Source organism: Mycobacterium simiae, from assembly GCF_010727605.1.
GTDB classification, from domain to species: Bacteria; Actinomycetota; Actinomycetes; order Mycobacteriales; family Mycobacteriaceae; genus Mycobacterium; species Mycobacterium simiae.
The window spans coordinates 2,767,967-2,787,264 of sequence record NZ_AP022568.1; the positions used below are offsets into that span (position 1 = coordinate 2,767,967).

8 protein-coding genes are annotated in these 19,298 nt (G+C 67.2%); 3 read left to right on the top strand and 5 right to left on the bottom strand.

All coding sequences use genetic code 11. The annotated features are described in order from the left end of the window. The first annotated feature begins 254 nt into the window (after window positions 1-254). From fadD32 to G6N33_RS12880, 3 genes are all read left to right on the top strand, one after another. The gene (fadD32, locus tag G6N33_RS12870; protein ID WP_044509013.1) at window positions 255-2,153 is read left to right on the top strand and encodes a long-chain-fatty-acid--AMP ligase FadD32; all 1,899 of its coding nucleotides are present in this window, start codon (window positions 255-257) and stop codon (window positions 2,151-2,153) included. Window positions 2,154-2,278: 125 nt separating this feature from the next. Beyond that, entirely contained in the window at window positions 2,279-7,600 is a 5,322-nt protein-coding gene (gene pks13 / locus G6N33_RS12875; RefSeq protein WP_408632793.1) for a polyketide synthase Pks13, read from the top strand. Next, window positions 7,600-9,180, top strand: a complete 1,581-nt coding sequence (locus G6N33_RS12880; RefSeq protein WP_044509009.1) for an acyl-CoA carboxylase subunit beta — start codon at window positions 7,600-7,602, stop codon at window positions 9,178-9,180. The genes pks13 and G6N33_RS12880 overlap by 1 nt, the downstream gene beginning before the upstream one ends. Before the next feature lie 32 nt (window positions 9,181-9,212). Here the strand turns inward: G6N33_RS12880 and G6N33_RS12885 are convergent, their stop codons facing one another. From G6N33_RS12885 to G6N33_RS12905, 5 genes are all read right to left on the bottom strand, one after another. Beyond that, window positions 9,213-10,079: a cyclopropane mycolic acid synthase family methyltransferase gene (locus tag G6N33_RS12885; RefSeq protein WP_101528142.1), complete on the bottom strand. Its 867-nt coding sequence runs from the start codon at window positions 10,077-10,079 to the stop codon at window positions 9,213-9,215. Between the two features lie 59 nt (window positions 10,080-10,138). Beyond that, window positions 10,139-11,938: an acyl-CoA dehydrogenase family protein gene (locus tag G6N33_RS12890; RefSeq protein ID WP_044509007.1), complete on the bottom strand. Its 1,800-nt coding sequence runs from the start codon at window positions 11,936-11,938 to the stop codon at window positions 10,139-10,141. A gap of 48 nt (window positions 11,939-11,986) precedes the next feature. Next, on the bottom strand, window positions 11,987-12,433 hold the full coding sequence (locus G6N33_RS12895; RefSeq protein WP_408632794.1) for a hypothetical protein: 447 nt from the start codon (window positions 12,431-12,433) through the stop codon (window positions 11,987-11,989). 235 nt (window positions 12,434-12,668) lie between these two features. Continuing rightward, window positions 12,669-15,911 carry an arabinosyltransferase domain-containing protein gene (locus G6N33_RS12900; protein WP_044509005.1) on the bottom strand — a complete coding sequence of 1,081 codons (3,243 nt, stop codon included), beginning with the start codon at window positions 15,909-15,911 and terminating at the stop codon, window positions 12,669-12,671. Beyond that, window positions 15,908-19,231 carry an arabinosyltransferase domain-containing protein gene (locus G6N33_RS12905; RefSeq protein WP_101528141.1) on the bottom strand — a complete coding sequence of 1,108 codons (3,324 nt, stop codon included), beginning with the start codon at window positions 19,229-19,231 and terminating at the stop codon, window positions 15,908-15,910. Before G6N33_RS12905 ends, G6N33_RS12900 begins: the two co-directional genes overlap by 4 nt. Between the last annotated feature and the right edge of the window lie 67 nt (window positions 19,232-19,298).

Consider the following 19,298-nt stretch of genomic DNA (forward strand, 5'->3'; position numbering starts at 1 on the left):
AGGTGGCCGGTGCCGGCGGCAATCGGCGGTACCTTGAGATTTGGTCTACTGCGCGCGGCCACCTAACATTAAGAGAAAACTAAGAGCTATTTAGAGTTTGGTGGATTTTCTACCGGGGTCGTAGCTCGCACGGACTGGCGCAGATGGCGCCCCGGACGAGGCTGCGAAGCTGGCCCGCGCAGACGAACTGTCGGCGAAGCCGACACCAGAACCGCCGGAGCAGGTGACCGGCGAGGGTGACAGGAGAGAGCGGCATGGCGTACCACAACCCGTTCATCGTGAACGGACGAATCAAGTTCCCAGATAATACGAACCTGGTTCGGCACGTGGAGAAGTGGGCGAAGGTTCGCGGCGACCGGCTGGCCTACCGGTTCGTGGACTTCTCGACCGAACGCGACGGGGTATACCGGGACATTGTCTGGCGCGATTTCAGCGCCCGCAACCGCGCCGTGGGTGCCCGCCTGCAGCAGGTCACTGCGCCGGGCGACCGAATCGCCATCCTGTGCCCGCAGAACCTGCACTACCTGATCGCCTTCTTCGGCGCCCTGTACGCCGGCCGCATCGCGGTGCCGCTGTTCGACCCCAGCGAGCCGGGCCACGTCGGCCGCCTACATGCCGTGCTCGACGACTGCCACCCCTCGACGATCCTGACCACCACCGAGGCGGCCGAAGGCGTCCGTAAATTCATCCGGGCCCGGGCGGCCAAGGAGCGGCCGCGCGTCATCGCCGTCGACGCGGTGCCCAACGAGGTCGCCGCCACGTGGGTCGAGCCGGAGGCCACCGAGGAAACCATCGCCTACCTGCAGTACACCTCCGGTTCCACGCGCACCCCGACCGGTGTGCAGATCACCCACCTCAACCTGCCCACCAACGTGCTGCAGGTGCTGGTCGGCCTGGAAGGCAAGGAAGGTGACCGCGGCCTGTCCTGGCTGCCGTTCTTCCACGACATGGGCCTGATCACCGCGCTGCTGTCGCCGGTGCTCGGGCACAACTTCACCTTCATGACGCCGGCCGCGTTCGTGCGCCGCCCCGGCCGCTGGATCCGCGAGATGGCCCGCAAACCCGACGACGCCCCGGACTGCGAGGTCTTCACCGTCGCACCGAACTTCGCGTTCGAGCACGCCGCCGTGCGCGGCGTCCCGAAAGACGGCGAACCGCCGCTGGACCTGAGCAACGTCAAGGCGATCCTCAACGGCAGCGAGCCGGTGTCGCCGGCGTCGATGCGCAAGTTCTACGAGGCCTTCGCGCCGTACGGCCTGCGTGACACGGCCATCAAGCCGTCCTACGGCCTGGCCGAGGCGACACTGTTCGTCTCCACCACGCCGATGGACGAGGAGCCGACCATCATCCACGTCGACCGCGACGAGCTGAACAACCAGCGCTTCGTCAAGGTGCCCGCGGATTCACCGAACGCGGTCGCGCAGGTGTCCGCCGGTGTTGTCGGCGTCGACGAGTGGGCGGTCATCGTCGACCCGGATACGGCCAGCGAGCTGCCCGACGGCCAGATCGGGGAGATCTGGCTGCACGGCAAGAACCTTGGCACCGGCTACTGGGGCAAGGAGGAAGAGACCAACTCCGTCTTCCGCAATATCCTCAAGTCGCGCATCCCCGAGTCGCACGCGGAGGGTGCGGCCGATGACGGGCTGTGGGTGCGCACCGGCGACTACGGCACCTACTTCGAGGGCCACCTCTATATTGCCGGCCGGATCAAGGACCTGGTGATCATCGACGGCCGCAACCACTACCCGCAGGACCTCGAGTACACGGCCCAGGAGGCCAGCAAGGCGCTGCGCACCGGATACGTGGCCGCGTTCTCGGTGCCGGCCAACCAGCTTCCGCAGGCGGTGTTCGACAACCCACACACCGGGCTCACGTTCGACCCCGACGACACCTCCGAGCAGTTGGTGATCGTCGCCGAGCGCGCCGCGGGCACGCACAAGCTCGAGTACCAGCCCATTGCCGACGAGATCCGCGCGGCCATCGCCGTGCGTCATGGCGTCACCGTTCGTGATCTGCTGCTGGTTCAGTCGGGGTCGATTCCCCGGACGTCCAGCGGCAAGATCGGCCACCGCGCCTGCCGCGCTGCCTACCTTGACGGCAGCCTGCGCAGCGGCGTGGGATCCCCGACCGCTTTTGCCAACGCAACAGACTGAATCCAGGAACCATGGCTGACACAGAATCTGACCTGCCCGAAAACTCCGTCAACGCCGCCTCGGCTTCCAACGGGGAGGCCGGCGAGGTGCCTGCCGAGAAGCCAAGCATCACCACCGTCGCCGAGATGCGGGCATGGTTGCGCAACTGGGTGGGCCGGGCCGTCGGCCAGTCCCCCGACACGATCGACGAGTCCGTTCCCATGGTCGAGCTGGGCTTGTCGTCGCGCGACGCGGTGGCCATGGCCGCCGACATCGAGGACCTGACCGGCGTCACGCTGTCGGTTGCCGTGGCGTTCCAGCACCCGACCATCGAGTCGCTGGCGACCCGCATTATCGAGGGCGAACCCGAACGCCCCGACTGGGATTCCGGCGGCCTCGACGGCATCGACTGGACCCGCACCGGCCCGGCCGAGCGCGTCGACATCGCGATCGTCGGGTTGGCCACCCGGCTGCCCGGGGACATGAACAGCCCGGGCGAAACCTGGCAAGCGCTGATGGAGGGCCGCGACGCCATCACCGACCTGCCCGAAGGCCGCTGGTCGGAATTCCTCGAAGAGCCGCGGATCGCCCAGCTGGTTGCCAAGGCCCGCACCCGCGGTGGCTACCTGAAAGACGTCAAGGGCTTCGACTCGGAGTTCTTCGCGATCGCTAAGACCGAAGCCGACAACATCGACCCGCAGCAGCGGATGGCCCTCGAGCTGACCTGGGAGGCGCTCGAACACGCCCGCATCCCCGCGTCGAGCCTGCGCGGTGAGGCCGTCGGTGTGTACGTCGGATTCTCCAACCACGACTATCAATTCCTGGCGGTGGCCGACCCGACCGTCGCGCACCCGTACGCCATCACCGGCACCGCGAACTCGATCATCGCCAACCGGGTGTCCTACTTTTACGACTTCCGCGGCCCCTCGGTGGCGCTGGACACCGCGTGCTCCAGCTCCCTGGTGGCGACGCACCAGGCGGTGCAGGCGCTGCGCAACGGCGAATGCGACGTGGCCCTCGCCGGCGGCGTCAACGCGCTCCTCACCCCGCTGGCGACGCTCGGATTCGACGAGATCGGCGCCGTGCTGGCGCCCGACGGCCGGATCAAGTCGTTCTCGAAGGATGCCGACGGCTACACCCGCTCCGAGGGCGGCGGCATGTTCGTGCTCAAACGGGTCGCCGACGCCCGCCGGGACGGCGACCAGATCCTGGCCGTCATCGCGGGCAGCGCGGTCAACCACGACGGCCGCTCCAACGGCCTGATCGCCCCCAACCAAGACGCTCAGGCCGAGGTGCTGCGCCGCGCCTACAAGGACGCCGGCATCGATCCGCGCAACGTCGACTACGTCGAGGCGCACGGCACCGGAACCGTGCTCGGCGACCCGATCGAGGCCGAGGCGCTGGGCCGCGTCGTCGGTCGCGGCCGTCCCGCCGACCGGCCGGTGCTGCTGGGTGCGGTGAAAACCAATGTGGGCCATCTGGAGTCGGCCGCCGGCGCGGCCAGCCTGGCCAAGGTGGTGCTGTCCCTGCAACACGACAAGCTGCCCCCGTCGCTCAACTTCTCCGGACCCAGCCCCTACATCGACTTCGACGGCATGCACCTGAAAGTCGTTGAGACCGCGACCGATTGGCCTCGCTACGGTGGCTACGCGCTGGCCGGCGTGTCCAGCTTCGGCTTCGGTGGCGCCAACGCGCACCTGGTGGTGCGCGAGGTGTTGCCCAGTGACGTCGTCGAGCGCGCGCCGAAGCCGGCGCCCGACGCCGGGGCGGCCGCGCAACCCGAGCAGACCGAAGCGCCCACGTTCGAGAGTCATTCGCTGCGGTTCGATGACTTCGGCAACATCATCACCGACGATTTCGCGATCGACGAGGTCGAGCCGGAGCTGCCCGGTCTCACCGAGGAGGCGCTGAGCCTCAAGGCGGCCGCATTGGAAGAGCTTGCGGCCCAAGAGGAAGCCGAGCCGACCAAGCCGCTCATTCCGCTCGCCGTATCGGCGTTCTTGACCTCGCGTAAGAAGGCCGCCGCCGCCGAGCTGGCGGACTGGATGGAGAGCCCGGAGGGCCAGGCGTCGTCGCTGGAGTCGATCGGGCGGTCGCTGTCGCGGCGCAACCACGGCCGGTCGCGCTCGGTGGTGTTGGCCCACGACCACGAGGAGGCCATCAAGGGTCTGCGCGCGGTGGCCGAGGGCAAACAGCGGCCCAACGTGTTCAGCGTCGACGGGCCAGTGGCCAACGGCCCGGTGTGGGTGCTCGCCGGATTCGGTGCCCAGCACCGCAAGATGGGCAAGAACCTGTATCTGCGCAACGCGGTTTTCGCCGAGTGGATCGAGAAGGTCGATGCCCTGGTGCAGGACGAGCTGGGCTATTCGGTGCTCGAGTTGATCCTGGACGACTCCCAGGACTACGGCATCGAGACCACGCAGGTCACCATCTTCGCGATCCAGATCGCGCTGGGTGAGCTGCTCAAGCATCACGGCGCCAAACCCGCTGCGGTGGTGGGTCAGTCGTTGGGTGAGGCCGCGTCGGCCTATTTCGCCGGCGGTTTGTCGCTGCGCGACGCCACCCGGGCGATCTGCTCGCGCTCGCACCTGATGGGTGAGGGTGAGGCGATGCTGTTCGGTGAGTACATCCGGCTGATGGCGCTGGTGGAGTACTCCGCCGACGAGATCAAGACGGTGTTCTCCGACTTCCCCGATCTCGAGGTGTGCGTCTACGCCGCACCCACCCAGACCGTCATCGGCGGCCCGCCCGAGCAGGTGGACGCGATCATCGCGCGCGCCGAGTCGGAGGGCAAGTTCGCCCGCAAGTTCCAGACGAAGGGTGCCAGCCACACCTCGCAGATGGACCCGCTGCTGGGTGAGCTGAGCGCGGAGCTGCAGGGCATCAAGCCGATGAGCCCCACCGCCGGCATCTTCTCGACGGTGCACGAGGGCACCTACATCAAGCCGGGCAGCGACCCGATCCACGACGTGGAGTACTGGAAGAAGGGCTTGCGCCACAGCGTGTACTTCACCCACGGGATTCGCAACGCCGTGGACAGCGGGCACACCACCTTCGTGGAACTGGCGCCGAACCCGGTGGCGCTGATGCAGGTGGGGCTGACCACCGCGGCGGCGGGACTGCATGACGCGCAACTGATCCCGACGCTGGCCCGCAAGCAAGACGAGGTCGAGTCGATGGTCTCGGCGATGGCGCAGCTCTACGTCTACGGTCACGATCTGGACATCCGCACGTTGTTCACCCGCGCATCTGGGCCGGCAGGCCCAGAAGACTTTGCGAACATCCCGCCGACCCGCTTCAAGCGCAAAGAGCACTGGCTCGACGCCCACTTCACCGGTGACGGCTCGGTCGTCATGCCGGGCGCCCACGTCGCGCTGCCGGACGGCCGGCACGTCTGGGAGTTCGCGCCGCGCGAGGCGGCGGTCGACCTGGCGGCGCTGGTGCGGGCCGCCGCGGAGCACGTCCTTCCGGATGCACAGTTGACGGCGGCCGAGCAGCGTGCGGTGCCCGGCGACGGCGCCCGGTTGGTGACGACACTGACCCGGCACCCCGGTGGCGCCGCGATTCAGGTGCACGCCCGCATCGACGAGTCGTTCACGCTGGTCTACGACGCGCTGGTGGCCCGGGGGGGCCAAACCGTCGGCGCACTGCCCACCGCGGTCGGTGCGGGCGCGGCCCTCGCGCCTACGCCCGCAGCAGGATTGGCGGAAACGCCGGCCGCGGCGCCGGCGGATGCTGAGCCCGGCGACGCCGAAACCCTGTCGGACAGTCTGACCAACCGGTACATGCCGAGCGGGTTCACCAAATGGTCGCCGGAGTCTGGGGAGACCATTGCCGAGCGGCTCGGCGCGATCGTGTCGGCGGCCATGGGCTACGAGCCCGAGGACCTGCCCTGGGAGGTGCCGCTGATCGAGCTGGGTCTGGACTCGCTGATGGCGGTGCGGATCAAGAATCGGGTCGAGTACGACTTCGACCTGCCTCCGATCCAGTTGGCGGCGGTACGCGATGCCAACCTCTACAACGTCGAGAAACTGATCGAGTACGCGATCGAGCATCGCGACGAAGTGGAGCAGCTGCACGAGTACCAGAAGACGCAGACGGCCGAGGAGATCGCCCGGGCGCAGGCCGAAATGCTCAGTGGCGCAACGCCGTCGTCGGTGGTGCCCGCACCGGACCCGCAGGCCGAGCCACAGACGCAGCCGGCCGCGCCGGCGCCGGCCTCGGATGCGCCGATTCCGCCGCCGCCGACGGATCCGTCCGGCCCGGCGGGCCCGTCAGGCAATGGCTCGGGCAACAATTCAGCCAATGGTGCCAAGCCGAACCTGACCGGGGCGGCAGAGGCTCTCAGCCAGGAGACTGTCGCGCAGGCGCTGAACTCCGACGTGCCCCCGCGCGACGCCGCCGAACGGGTCACGTTCGCCACTTGGGCGATCGTGACGGGTAAGTCCCCTGGCGGAATCTTCAACCTGCTGCCCAAGCTGGACGAGGACACCGCCGCCAAGATGGCGCAACGGCTTTCCGAGCGCGCGGAGGGACCGATCACCGCCGAGGATGTGCTCACCTCGGAGAACATCCAGGCGCTGGCCGACAAGGTGCGCCAGTACCTGGAGGCGGGGACGATCGACGGCTTTGTCCGCACGCTGCGGGCGCGCCCCGAGGACGATCCCACCAAGGTGCCGGTGTTCGTGTTCCATCCCGCCGGCGGCTCGACGGTGGTGTACGAGCCGCTGCTCAACCGGCTGCCGGCGGACACGCCGATGTACGGCTTTGAGCGGGTCGAGGGCACCATCGAAGAGCGTGCGGCCCAATACGTCCCGAAGCTGATCGAGATGCAGGGCGACGGGCCCTACATCCTGGCCGGCTGGTCGCTGGGCGGGGTGTTGGCCTACGCGTGCGCGATCGGCCTGAAGCGGCTGGGCAAGGACGTCGCATGGGTAGGCCTGATCGACGCCGTGCGCGCCGGTGAGGAGGTCCCGCAGACCAAGGAGGAGATCCGCAAGCGCTGGGACCGCTACGCCCGGTTCGCCGAGAAGACCTTCCAAGTCACCATCCCGGAGATCCCCTACGAGCAGCTCGAGGAGCTCGACGACGAGGGCCAGATCCGGTTCGTGCTGGAGGCGGTCAAACAAAGCGGGGTGCAGATCCCGGCCGGCATCATCGAGCACCAGCGCACGTCATACCTGGACAATCGCGCGATCGACACCGCGGAGATCCAGCCGTACGACGGGCACGTCACCCTCTACATGGCCGATCGCTACCATGACGACGCGATCATGTTCGAGCCGCGCTACGCCGTGCGCAAACCGGACGGCGGTTGGGGCGAGTACGTGTCCGACCTCGAGGTCGTGCCGATCGGTGGTGAACACATTCAGGCCATCGACGAGCCGATCATCGCCAAGGTCGGCGCGCACATGACCCAGGCGCTGAACGAGATCGTGCACCGCCGGACAAGTGAGGTAGGCAAGTAGTGACGGATGTAGCGCCTGGACCGGCTCCTGTCGTCCACAGCACGGCCGAAAAGCTGGCCGAGCTCAACGCTCGACTCGAGCTGGCCAAGGAGCCCGGCGGCGAGAAGGCCGCCGCCAAGCGCGACGCCAAGGGCATCCCGAGTGCTCGCGCCCGGATCCACGCGCTGGTCGACCCGGGCACCTTCTTGGAGGTCGGGGCGCTGGCCAAGACGCCGAACGACCCCAACGCGCTCTACGGCGACGGGTGCGTCACCGGCCACGCCATGATCGACGGCCGGCCGGTCGGGGTGTTCTCCCACGACCAAACCGTGTTCCAGGGCACCGTCGGGGAGATGTTCGGGCGTAAGGTGGCCCGCCTGATGGAGTGGTGCGCGATGGTCGGCTGCCCGATCATCGGCATCCAGGATTCCGGCGGCGCCCGCATCCAGGACGCGGTCACTTCGCTGGCCTGGTACGCCGAGCTGGGCCGCCGCCACGAAGCGTTGTCCGGGGTGGTACCGCAGATTTCCTTGATCTTCGGGAAATGTGCTGGGGGAGCGGTCTATTCGCCGATCCAGGACGACCTGTTGGTCGCGGTGCGCGACCAGGGCTATTTCTTCGTCACCGGGCCCGACGTGATCAAGGAGGTCACCGGCGAAGAGATCACGCTCGACGAGCTGGGTGGCGCCGACATCCAGGCTCGCTACGGCAACATTCACCACGTCGTCGACACCGAGGCCGAGGCGTTCCAATACGTCCGCGACTTTCTGTCGTTCCTGCCGTCCAACGTGTTCGACAAACCGCCGATCGTCAATCCCGGGCTGGAGCCCGAGATCACCCCGACCGACCTGGAACTCGACACGATCATCCCGGACAACGACAACGCCGCCTACGACATGCACGAGATCCTGCTGCGGATCTTCGACGACGGCGACTTCCTCGAGGTCGCCGCACAGCAGGGGCCGGCGATCATCACCGGGTTTGCCCGGGTGGACGGTCATCCGGTCGGCGTAATCGCCAATCAGCCGATGCACCTTGCCGGATCGATCGATAACGAGGCGTCCGACAAGGCCACCCGATTCATTCGGTTCTGCGACATCTTCGAGCTCCCGCTGATCTTCGTCGTCGACACGCCCGGCTTCCTGCCGGGTGCCGAGCAGGAAAAGAACGGCATCATCAAGCGCGGCGGCCGGTTCCTGTCCGCCGTCGTGGAGGCCGACGTGCCGAAAGTGACGATCACCGTTCGCAAGTCCTACGGCGGTGCCTACGCCGTGATGGGGTCCCGCCAGTTGACCGCCGACTTCAACTTCGCCTGGCCGACCGCCCGCATCGCGGTGATCGGGGCCGAGGGGGCGGCCCAGCTCCTGATGAAGCGGTTTCCCGACCCGACGACGCCCGAGGCGCAGCAGATCAAGAAGGACTTCATCGAGGGCTACAACCTCAACATGGCGATCCCGTGGACGGCCGCCGAACGTGGTTTCATCGATGCGGTCATCGATCCGCACCAGACCCGGCTGCTGATCCGCCAGTCGCTACATCTGTTGCGCGACAAGCAGATTTGGTTCCGCGTCGGCCGCAAGCACAGCCTGCTGCCGCTCTGACGGGCGTTTCACGCAACGCGGTTGCGGCTGAGCTACTTGCGCAGGGTGAACTGGTTGAGGTCGGTGTAGCCCTTACGGAACAGATTCGCACAACCGGTGAGGTACTTCATGTACCGCTGGTAAACCTCTTCGGATTGAATCGCGATGGCCTCGTCCTTGTGCGCCGCGAGGCCCTCGGCCCAGACGTCCAACGTCTTTGCGTAGTGTCGCTGCAGCGATTGGCGGCGCTTCAGCTTGAAGCCGGCCTTGGCCGAGAACTCCTTGACCATATCGATGGTTGGCAGGTAGCCGCCGGGGAAGATCTCGGTCTTCATGAAGTCGCTGAACTCGACGATCGCCGGTGTCAGCGGCAAGCCCGAAGCGATGATCTCTTTTTCGGACAGGACCGTGATCGTGTGCAGTAAGAATGTGCCACCGGCGGGCAACAGCTCGTATGCCCTCTCGAAGAACGCGGTGTAGCGGTCGTAGCCGACATGCTCGAGCGGCCCGATCGCCACGATGCGGTCCACCGGCTCGTGAAACCGCTCCCAGCCCTCCAGCAGCACCCGCTTGGAGCGCGGGCTGTCCAGTTCGTCGAGCATCTGTTGGGCATGCGTGGCTTGGTTCTTCGACAGCGTCAAGCCGATGACGTTGACGTCGTAGCGCTCGATTGCCCGCTTCATGGCGGCGCCCCACCCGCAGCCGAGGTCCAGCAGCGTCATGCCGGGCCGCAAGTCGAGCTTGCCGAGCGAGAGGTCGATCTTGGCGATCTGCGCCTGTTCCAGTGTCATGTCCTCACCGCCGAGCCAGTATGCGCACGTATACATCTGGGTGCGGTCAAGGAATAAGCGGAAGAAGTCGTCCGAGAGGTCGTAGTGCGCCTGCACATCTTCGAAATGTGGCGTCAGCTCCTCAGCCATGGCATCACTCTAAAACGAACACTGTCGCGCCGCGTCGCAGCGGCCGAGGGCGTTGCTGACTATTGCTGTTGTAGCCGCAGCGCACCGTCGGCCAGCTCGTCGAAGCGCTCCAACGCCGCGTCGGTGTCGACGTCGATGCCGCGCAGCGGTCCGTGGTCGGCGAGGTAGCGGCGCGCGTACAGAGCGGCCACCAATGCTTTGCGCTCACCGGCCCGGGTTTCCCGCTCCCAGGCGGCCTGCTCGATCAGCAGCGCCGCCGCGTACACGTCTCCCATGAATTGCGCCAGCGGAAACAGCCGCGCCTCCGCCACCGCGCCATCGAGTTTCGTCCAGGCCGCGATCGCGGCGTCGAGGTCCTCGATGCGGCGGGCGACCAGGGCCGTGGTCTTGTCGTCGTCGGCCACCGACACGGCGTCGCGCATTCGCGCCAGCAGCGGCTCGTGCGCTTGGCTCTGCTCGATACCGCGGCGCACGTCCAGGCACAGGATGTTGTCCGGCCCCTCCCAAATTGTGTTGACCTGCGCGTCACGCAAAATCCTTGCTACCGGCCATGTTTCGATGTAGCCATTGCCGCCGTGGATTTCGACGGCGTCCGAGGCGGCGGTGATACCCAGCCGGCACACCCTGAGCTTGGTGACGGGCACGGCGATGCGCTGCCGGATGCTTCTGGGTTGGCGATGGTTGGCGGCGCCGGTGCCGTCGAACACCATCGCCTGGGCGGCTTCGACGTCGACGATCAGCTCGGCCAGCTTGCGTCGCATCAGGGGTTTGTCGATCAGGGCACTGCCGAACGCTTCCCGTTGGCGCGCATAACACAGCGACTCGATCAGGGCCCGGCGCGCGTTGGCCAAGCCGAACAACGCGATGCCCAGGCGGGCGGCGTTGGTCAGCTCCATCATTCGGCCCAGACCCTTGCCGTCGGACGGGCCCGCCGGACTTGCTGGGTCGCTTGGCTTCTCCGACAACAGGAACGCCTCGGCGTCGACGAACTCCACCTCGCCGGAGGCGACCGAGCGGGTGCCGAGTTTGTCCTTCAATCGCCGCACCCGCACACCATTGCGGGAGCCGTCGCGGCGGGTGCGTAGCACCAGGAAGTTGGCGACGCCTCGCGAATTATCCGGAGCCCCTTCGGGTTTGGCCAGCACGACGAACGCCTGCCCCGCGCAGTTCGAGGCAAACCATTTAAACCCGTTCAACAACCAGGCGTCGCCGCTGCGACGAGCCGTCGTCTCCAGCGCGCCGAGATCGGAGCCACCGGTGCGCTCGGTGAGCAGCTGGGCGGTCTCGCCGGCCCACTCCCCGGAGGCGAACTTGCCCAGCACGTACTCGGCCACATCAGCGGGTGCATACGCGGACACCAGCGACTGGACCATGCCGCCGCCGGTGCCCAGCGCGCAGCCCATCCCGATGTCGGCCTGATTGAGCAGATAGTTGGACGCGAACAACGCCAACCCGGAGCTCACTTTGGCCGCCCGTGCGTCGGCGCGCAGCGCCTGTTGAGCGTCCAGGACCGCGCGCTTGGCCCGGGTAAACGACTCCGGCATGACGACCTGGCTGACATCGTGTCCCCACCGGTCATAGCGCTCGAGCCGCGGTGGGTTGCGGTCGGTCTGCTCGGCCCAGCGTGCCACCGGCCCGCCCATCAACTCGCCGATGCTGTCCAAATGTGGTTCCAGTACTGACAATTCGTCGGATTTCAGGTAGTACGCCATGGCGAACTGCAGGGTGGGGTCGGTGCGATACCAGTTGAGCCCGATGGCGCCGCGGTAGTGGTCCGTCTGGTAGCGCCGCGATTTCTCCGGCGTCGAGAAGGGCAGCCGGTCCACTGCCTCAAGGTCGTAGCGAGGGTCGTCGCTCATCCCGCGACGGTATTACAGCCGGGGCGTTGGGTGAAGGTGCGGCGCGGCTTACACCGGCGCGACGAACTCCGACGTGTAGTACTCGGCCGGATTCTGGGAGTTGGGGTTCGGGCGCTGGACGATCACCCAGACGCCGGTCGTGCCCGGTTGCAGGGTGTCCGACACGGTTACCGTTCCGTTGCCGGCGCCGTCGGTGTCCAGCCCGGCGAAGGCGGTGCCCGGCGCGCCAGGACCACAGGTGGCCGCGGCCGGCCGGGGCGTCTGTATCAGGCCGACGTCGAAATGCGTTCCCGGCTGCGGGGCGTCCGACAGACGCACCTCGGCCACTGCCTGCCCGCCGACTTTGCGGATGACGACCGAGCCGGTGCCCAGCGCGTTCTGCGGCACCATGGGCACGGTGCTGATCAGGCTGAAATCACAGCGACGCAGCTTGGCGTCTAGAACGACGATCGTTCCGTTTTCCGCCCCGGCGGTGGCGATGCCCGCGGTCGCCATCGGGGACAGCACCGCGGTGAAAATCACCCCGAGCGCACCCGCGCATGTCCAAGTTCTCATCGGCCGACCGGTCCTCCCCGCTGTGTTACCCCAATCACAGTGGAGTAGATATGACCTTTTAGCGCGGGAATCAAACCGAATAACAAGACTTACTCGAACGTCAATAAGCAACCATTGTTTTACCGGCGCCTAATTACGCGTCGCGAACACCCCGACTCCGTTTTCCGGAGAGTTTCTACGGCTTGATGCGGATTTGGCCGGGCGACCACCATCCGGTGCGGGTGGCCTTCCCGAGGTCGATCTGTGCCGGTTGAGCATCAGCAATGGTGTCGAACTTCCGCAGCGAACCCCAGTCACGGCCCCAGTCCTGGGACAGATATGTCGACATGACGTGCGCCCGCAATAATAAATCGGTAATCCCCAGCAAACCACCGTTGACGCCGTCCTGCCAGGTGTCGGTGTCCTGTTTCTTCGCGTTGTAGTCCGGGGTGATGCGAAACTTCGGAATTTCGGTGACGCCGTAGGAATGCAGCATCGGGTGCTGGCACGGGAACGCCAATCCGACCGCCCAGTCCATCAACACGGGTTGCGACGAGCCCACGTACTCCTGCAACGAGCGCAACTCCGGGACCCGCGGCGGCGTGACGGCGATCCAGTCGTCCGGCGTCAGGGATAGATCGTCGGCGACCACCCGCACCGCGACCGTGTCGGCGGGCATCTGGGAGCGGGCGAAGCGCAGGTTCCGCCAGACCTTCGGCTGTTCGCCGTACAGGTCATAGGGCACCAGCCGGCCGGCCGGCAGCACCGAGCCGTCGGGACCGGGTCTGCCCAATTCCAGTTCCACGGTCTGCCCGTTGGTGTGATGGTGCAGGATGCTGTTGCCGGAGATCGTGCCCGCGGCGGTCACCACGATGAGCGGGTGTCCATCGTCGGGCTTGGGCAGCTGGTACCACGCCGAGGTCAGCCTGCTCTGCTGTTGGGCGCCGGTGGTGTAGCTGCCCGCGACCGGAACCTGATCGGGGTCGAGCCCGTAGGGCAGCGGCACCGTCGAGCCGTTGATGCCCGGCTTCGTCAGCTTGAGAGGCGCATCCCAGTCGTAGTCGGTCCCGGGCTGCGGCACCGCGGTTTCCTTGACCGACTCGGCCAGGGTGCGGTCCGGCACCCCGTTGGGGGTGAACCCGGTCGGGTTCACCCCACCCAGCGGCCCCAACGGGCCGTAATTCTCCGGCTCGCCGGTTTTCACCGGCGCCATGAACCCGGCGTTGCTGTCCGGTTCGACGAGCACGTCGTCGGCCAGACCGCAGCCGCCGCTGAACTCCCGCAGGTTGTCCCAGGCATTGGAATAGGTGGGGTACTGGCGCACGATGCCGGCCGCCATCGACCCCACGAATACCAGCGCCATGAACCCGGCGGCCAACGGGACGGGTGCCGCCGTCAGCGCCCGCGCCAACCGGCCTTCGCCGTGGCTGGGGTCCGCGAAATGCAACCAGGCGGCATACACCGCCGTGATCGCGAACAGCGCGAAAAAGATTGTGCTAATCGATATTCCGCTGATTCTCGGCATGCTGTTGTTGAACGGCACGCCATAGCTGGAGACATACCACCAGCCGTTGGTGGTGGCAAAACACAGCGCCAACACGAACATCACTGCCGACAGGAACGCCATCCGGTTACGCGACCAACGCAGCACTTTCGGCGACACCAGCACCGTCGTCAGCGCGGCCATCGCGGCGCCCACCGCGGCGAACAGGCCGAAATGGTGCACCCACTTGGTGGGGGTGAACATTAGGAAGAACATGGTGCCGAAGATGACACCCATCAGCCGCCACGCCGGGCCGCGGGCTACGCCGGGAACTCGCTTGCGGCGCAACATGATGAACACCGCCGTGAACAAGCACAGCGCGGACAGCAGGAACCCGAATCGGCGGGACAGCGACCCGTCGACGGTGGGCAGGATCAGGTAGTAGTAGCGCAGGTTCTCGGTGTACCAGGCCTGGCTGGGCCCGATCGCGGTGCGAATCCTGGTGGCTTCCAACACCGTTGACAGTGTCTGGTCGGCGAACACCACGGTGAGGATGACGAACCCGGCGGCCAGCATCGGCGCCACCAGCGGCCAGGTCCCCACCAGTCGATGCCGTTTGACCAGGATGCGCAGGATGGGGCGGCCACCGGCAACCAGTGCGGCCACGGCGATCAGCCCGGTCGGCTGCACGCCCAGGGTGAACGCCGCGGTGATGACGGCCAGCGCCGCCGGCGTCAGCCGGGATGCGCACATCGAACGCTCGATCAGTACGTAGGTGATTAGCGAGCCGAGCGCGATGATGGGCTCGGGGCGCAGGCCGTTGTCGAACGGCATCCAGGCGGTCAGCAGCACCAGGGCCGCCGCCCAGTTCGCGGCCTTGCTCGAGGTCACCGCGGGCCCCAGCCGGGGCAGCACCTCACGCGACAGCAGCAGCCAGCACACCAGCCCGGCGACCAGGTCGGGCAGCCGCATCCACAGGCTGTCGTCGCTGACGTGGGTCATCAGGGCCAGCAGGTTGTAGTACCACCCGAACGGGTCCTCCGGGCTGCCGAACCAGCGGAAGTAGTTGGACATGTAGCCCGCGTGGTCGGCGACCCGGGCCATGCCGAGGATGTAGCCGTCGTCGGAGGAGTTCGCTCCGATCACATGCCACAGCACGAACCCGAAGATGACCGTGGCGTCGGTGAGGGTGAACTTTTTCCACCGCGTCGGGATCAGCCGATGCATGCGCCGGCCGTCCAACTGGTCGAGCCGCCACAGCGCGATCAGCGAGACGATGGTGGCCAGGATGGCGCCCACCATCGCCAGCAGCTTCAAAGTCGTTGGCGTGGTGGAGAAGCGGGTGTCGATGGTCGCCGAGAAGTTCAGCCCCGGCGGCGCGGGACCGCTGAGGTCGGTGAACACCCCGACGATTTGGGGGCGCAGGTTGGGATCGGCGAAACCGCCGGATAGTGGCTTGGCCGCCCGATCGGTGAGCCCGACGAAGGTCGCGAAAGTGCCAGCGCGCGTGGAGGTTATCTCGATGCGCTGACATTGCGGGGATGCGGCCTGCTCGCGCGCGGCGCTGGCGATCACCACGTTGCGGTCGGTGACGTCGACGCGTTTGCTGTTCACAACGACGAACAGCGCGTTGAGCGCGGCGTCCTTGCCCTTCTTGGGCGCGGTGCTCAGTACGACACCACCGTCGGGCGGTAAGTCGCGCACCACCGCGCACGGCACGGTGACCGTCACATCCACGGGAGACAGCGAGATCAGCGGTGCCGTCACGCTATTGAGCTGGCCGTTCTGCGGCCAGTTGAGCTGCGCCGTCGTCTGCACGACCGGCAATAGCGGTGTCGCGACGGACAACAAAAATCCGATCAGCCCGGCGACGGTCGCCACCCAGCGCGTCACCCGTACGGTGTCGCGGGTACCGGTGTCGGCGGTGGTCTGCTCATCGTGGTGGACAACGCTCATGGCAGTGCTCGAATCGGTCCCTGCCGGCTCCAGCCGTTCACGGTCATCACACCCTGTTCAACGACGGCGTTCGGCGCCTCATCACTGGGCACCAACTGGTGATATTGCTCGACCGATCCCCAGTCGCGATACCAGTCGCCGCGCAAGTAGGTCGCGATGGTCGAGGTGCGTAACAATGTCTGGGTGAACAGGAACGGGCCGCCCGCCTCGCCGGCCTCCCATCCGTTCGACGACGATGCCGTCTGCTTGTGGTCCGGCAGAATCCGGTAGGCCGGAAGTTCGGCTACGCCAAGGTGCTCGGAGAACGGCCGCTGGCACGGGAAGTTCGCGGCGGTCGCGATGTCCATCAGCACCGGAGTTTGCGAGCCCATCAGCTGCTGCAGGGTCTGCAGCACCGGGACCCGCGGCGGGGTGAACGCGAACCACTGATCCGAACTGAGGTTCGGGTCGTAGGCCACGATGCGGGCCACGTTGGCCTCCGGCGGCGCCCAGGTCAGCGGGAAGCGCAGATTGCGCCACGCCGGCTCCGGTCCAATGTCGATGGGCTGCACCTCGGTGAGCGGCTGGGTGGTGCCGTCGGGCCGGGTGACGCCCCACTGCAGTTTCAGTGACTGCCCGTAGGTGAAGGTGCCGTCCTCCTTGTACGACCAGATGGCCCCGGACGCCGACACCACCACCAGCGGGCGTTCGGCGGTGCGGGGTGGCAGTTGATACCACGCCGAGGTGGCGGTGGCCGCCAGTGAATTCTCGCCGTAACTGCCCATCACCGGTGTGCGCGCCGGGTCGAGGCCGAACGGCAGCGCCACGTTCGAGTTGTTCACCCCCACCGGGCCGCGCCCGCCGGCGGTGCCCGCGGAGTCGGTCATGGTGGCGTTGGGTTTGTTCGGTGAGGCGTCCGAATTCACCACGCCCGGCTTGGTCACCACCGGGTAGGACCTCAGGTCGTCGCCCACCCCGTCGGGTTTGAAGCCGACGGGATTGACGCCGCCGAGCGGACCGTCCGGTCCAAACGTCTGCCCCGGAACCGGTTGCAGCAGGCCCAGATTGGGGTCTGGCTCGGTCAGCACATCGTCGGCCATCGCGCAGCTGGTGTTCGACAACCCGGAAGTGATCGCGGCGAGGTTGGCCTTGCCGGTGGTGTAGAGCGGGTAGCGGAACACCGCGCCCTTGGCCAGGGAACCGACTTCGCCCAGCACCATGATCGTCGCCACCACCAGCAGCGGGGTGGACGCCAGGATCCGGTTGCGCCGGCTTTCCTTGATCTCGGTGTGCCCCGCGTAATCCATCCGGAAGTGCAGCCAGGCGGCCAGCAAGCCGGTCGCGATCGACAACGCCAAGAACATCGACGTCACCGGGTGGCTGGCGATGACCGGCTGGATGTCGTACCACGGCACGCCGTAGTTGCCGACGTAGAACCAACCGTTGACGCCGGAGGTGGCCACCGCCAGCACGAACAACAGCGCCGTCACGTACAGCGTCAGGTTGCGCCGGCTGTGCAGACCGATACGCGCGAAAGCGAACGCGGTGACCGCGCCGAGGGCGCCGGCCAGACCGGCGAACGCACCGAATTGCACGGCCCACTTCGTCGGCGTGAACGTCAGCACCAGCAGACCGATTGCCGTGGTGCCGATCAGCCGCCACGCCGGGCCGCTGGCCACGCCCGGGACCCGGCCCCGGCGCAGCAGCACCATCAACATGCCGAACAGGCAGAGGAACAGCACCAACACGGCGAAGCGTCGCGCCATCGACCCGTCCGGGTTGGACTCCACGGTGAGGAAGTAGTAGCGCAGCCAGTCCTGGTACCACGCGATCGTCGGGCCGACCTTGTATTTGATGCGGGCCGATTCGGCGACTGTGGCCAGCGTCTGACTGCGGAACACCACGATCAGAATCAGCGACAGCGACGCCGCCAGTACTGCCAGCGGCGCTAGCAGGCCGTCGCGACCGCGGCGGCGCCGGATGATCGTCGCGATGGCGCGCGCTCCGGTCAGTAGCGCGGCGACGGCGATCAGCCCCTGCGGGGCGAGGGTCACGGTCAGCACCGCGACCACGATGGCCACGGCGGCGGGCGCCAACCGCTGCAGCGCGATCGCCCGCTCGACCAGCATCCAGGTGACGATCACGCCCAGGGCGATCAGTGGCTCGGGGCGCAGGCCGTTGTTGAACGGCAACCACGCGGCGACGAACACCATGCCCCCGGTCAACACCGCCACCGTGTTCGAGCCCAGGCCGCCCCGCCCCGGCCCCAACCGGCGCAGCCCCCAATGACTGATGATCAGCCAACAGGCGATCCCGGCAAGCGTGGCCGGTAGCCGCATCCACACGCCGGCCGTGCTCACCGACGCCAACTTGGACAGCACCGACAGATACCAGTCAAACGGCGCCTCGGTGGTCCCGAAGTAGCGGTAGTAATTGGCGACGTAACCGGCCTTCGGGGCCACCCGTGCGATGGTCAGGTTGTAGCCGTCGTCGGAGGAGGTGGCCCCGATGACGTGCCAGACCAGCAGCGTCGCGACCACACCCACGTCGGCCAGCACCGTTGCCCAACCGGTTCGCCATCGCGCCGCCCACCGGGCGCCCGTACGGTCGCGGGACAACCGACGGAGCGGGGATCGCCAGCTGGTCAGCGTGGCGCCGCGGCTGTGCCGATCTAGCACGACGAGAGCGAGGATGGCCACCAGAACCGCCAGCGCACCACCCGCTAGCACCAGCTTCTTGACGGCGGTGGGCGCGGCGATGAATCGGGTGTCGATGTCGACCCGGGCGGATAACCCCGGCTGGGCTGGCACTTTCAGATCGGTGAAGATGCCGCCGATCTGGGGCTTCTTCTCGGCGGACAGTGTTCCGGCCGCGCCCGGTATGCCGACGAAATCGGCGCCCGCCGCCCCGGTGTCGGCCCACACGTGCAGCACGCTGCAGGCGCCCGTGGCGACGGCCGCGCGCTTGGCCACCGCCGCCACGGTGTCCCGGAATGCGACCACGACGACGTCCTTGTCGGCGCGGACGAACAACCCGTTCTTACCGGGGTCCACACCGCCGGTCGGCAGGGTCGAGATCACCAGTCCGCCGTTGGCCGGCAGGGTGGCGATCGCCGCGCACGGGATGGAGATGTCGAGCGCGCGCGGCGCGCCGGACACCAGGGGGGCGGTGACCTGGGCGACGTGCCCGTCCACGTCGCCCTGCGGCCAGGCGATGGTGGCGGTCGTCTGCTTGACCGGCAGCAGCGGCACGGTGAGGCACAGCAGCAGACCCGCGAGCCCGGCGACGACGGCGACCACGCGGACGATTCGCTGCGATCGCTCATTACCGTCGTGGGGCACGGGGTTCGATGGTAGGGGACGCCGCTTTGTCGGTTGAGGATGCGGGGCCGCGCGACGATGCTTTTGG

What these genes read in the sequence shown, in the direction of transcription:
- fadD32 (WP_044509013.1), top strand. Translation starts at nt 255, where the DNA reads ATGGCGTACCACAACCCGTTCATCGTGAACGGACGAATCAAGTTCCCA.
- pks13 (WP_408632793.1), top strand. Translation starts at nt 2,279, where the DNA reads ATGCGGGCATGGTTGCGCAACTGGGTGGGCCGGGCCGTCGGCCAGTCC.
- G6N33_RS12885 (WP_101528142.1), bottom strand. Translation starts at nt 10,079, where the DNA reads ATGGCTGAGGAGCTGACGCCACATTTCGAAGATGTGCAGGCGCACTAC.
- G6N33_RS12890 (WP_044509007.1), bottom strand. Translation starts at nt 11,938, where the DNA reads ATGAGCGACGACCCTCGCTACGACCTTGAGGCAGTGGACCGGCTGCCC.
- G6N33_RS12895 (WP_408632794.1), bottom strand. Translation starts at nt 12,433, where the DNA reads ATGGCGACCGCGGGCATCGCCACCGCCGGGGCGGAAAACGGAACGATC.
- G6N33_RS12900 (WP_044509005.1), bottom strand. Translation starts at nt 15,911, where the DNA reads ATGAGCGTTGTCCACCACGATGAGCAGACCACCGCCGACACCGGTACC.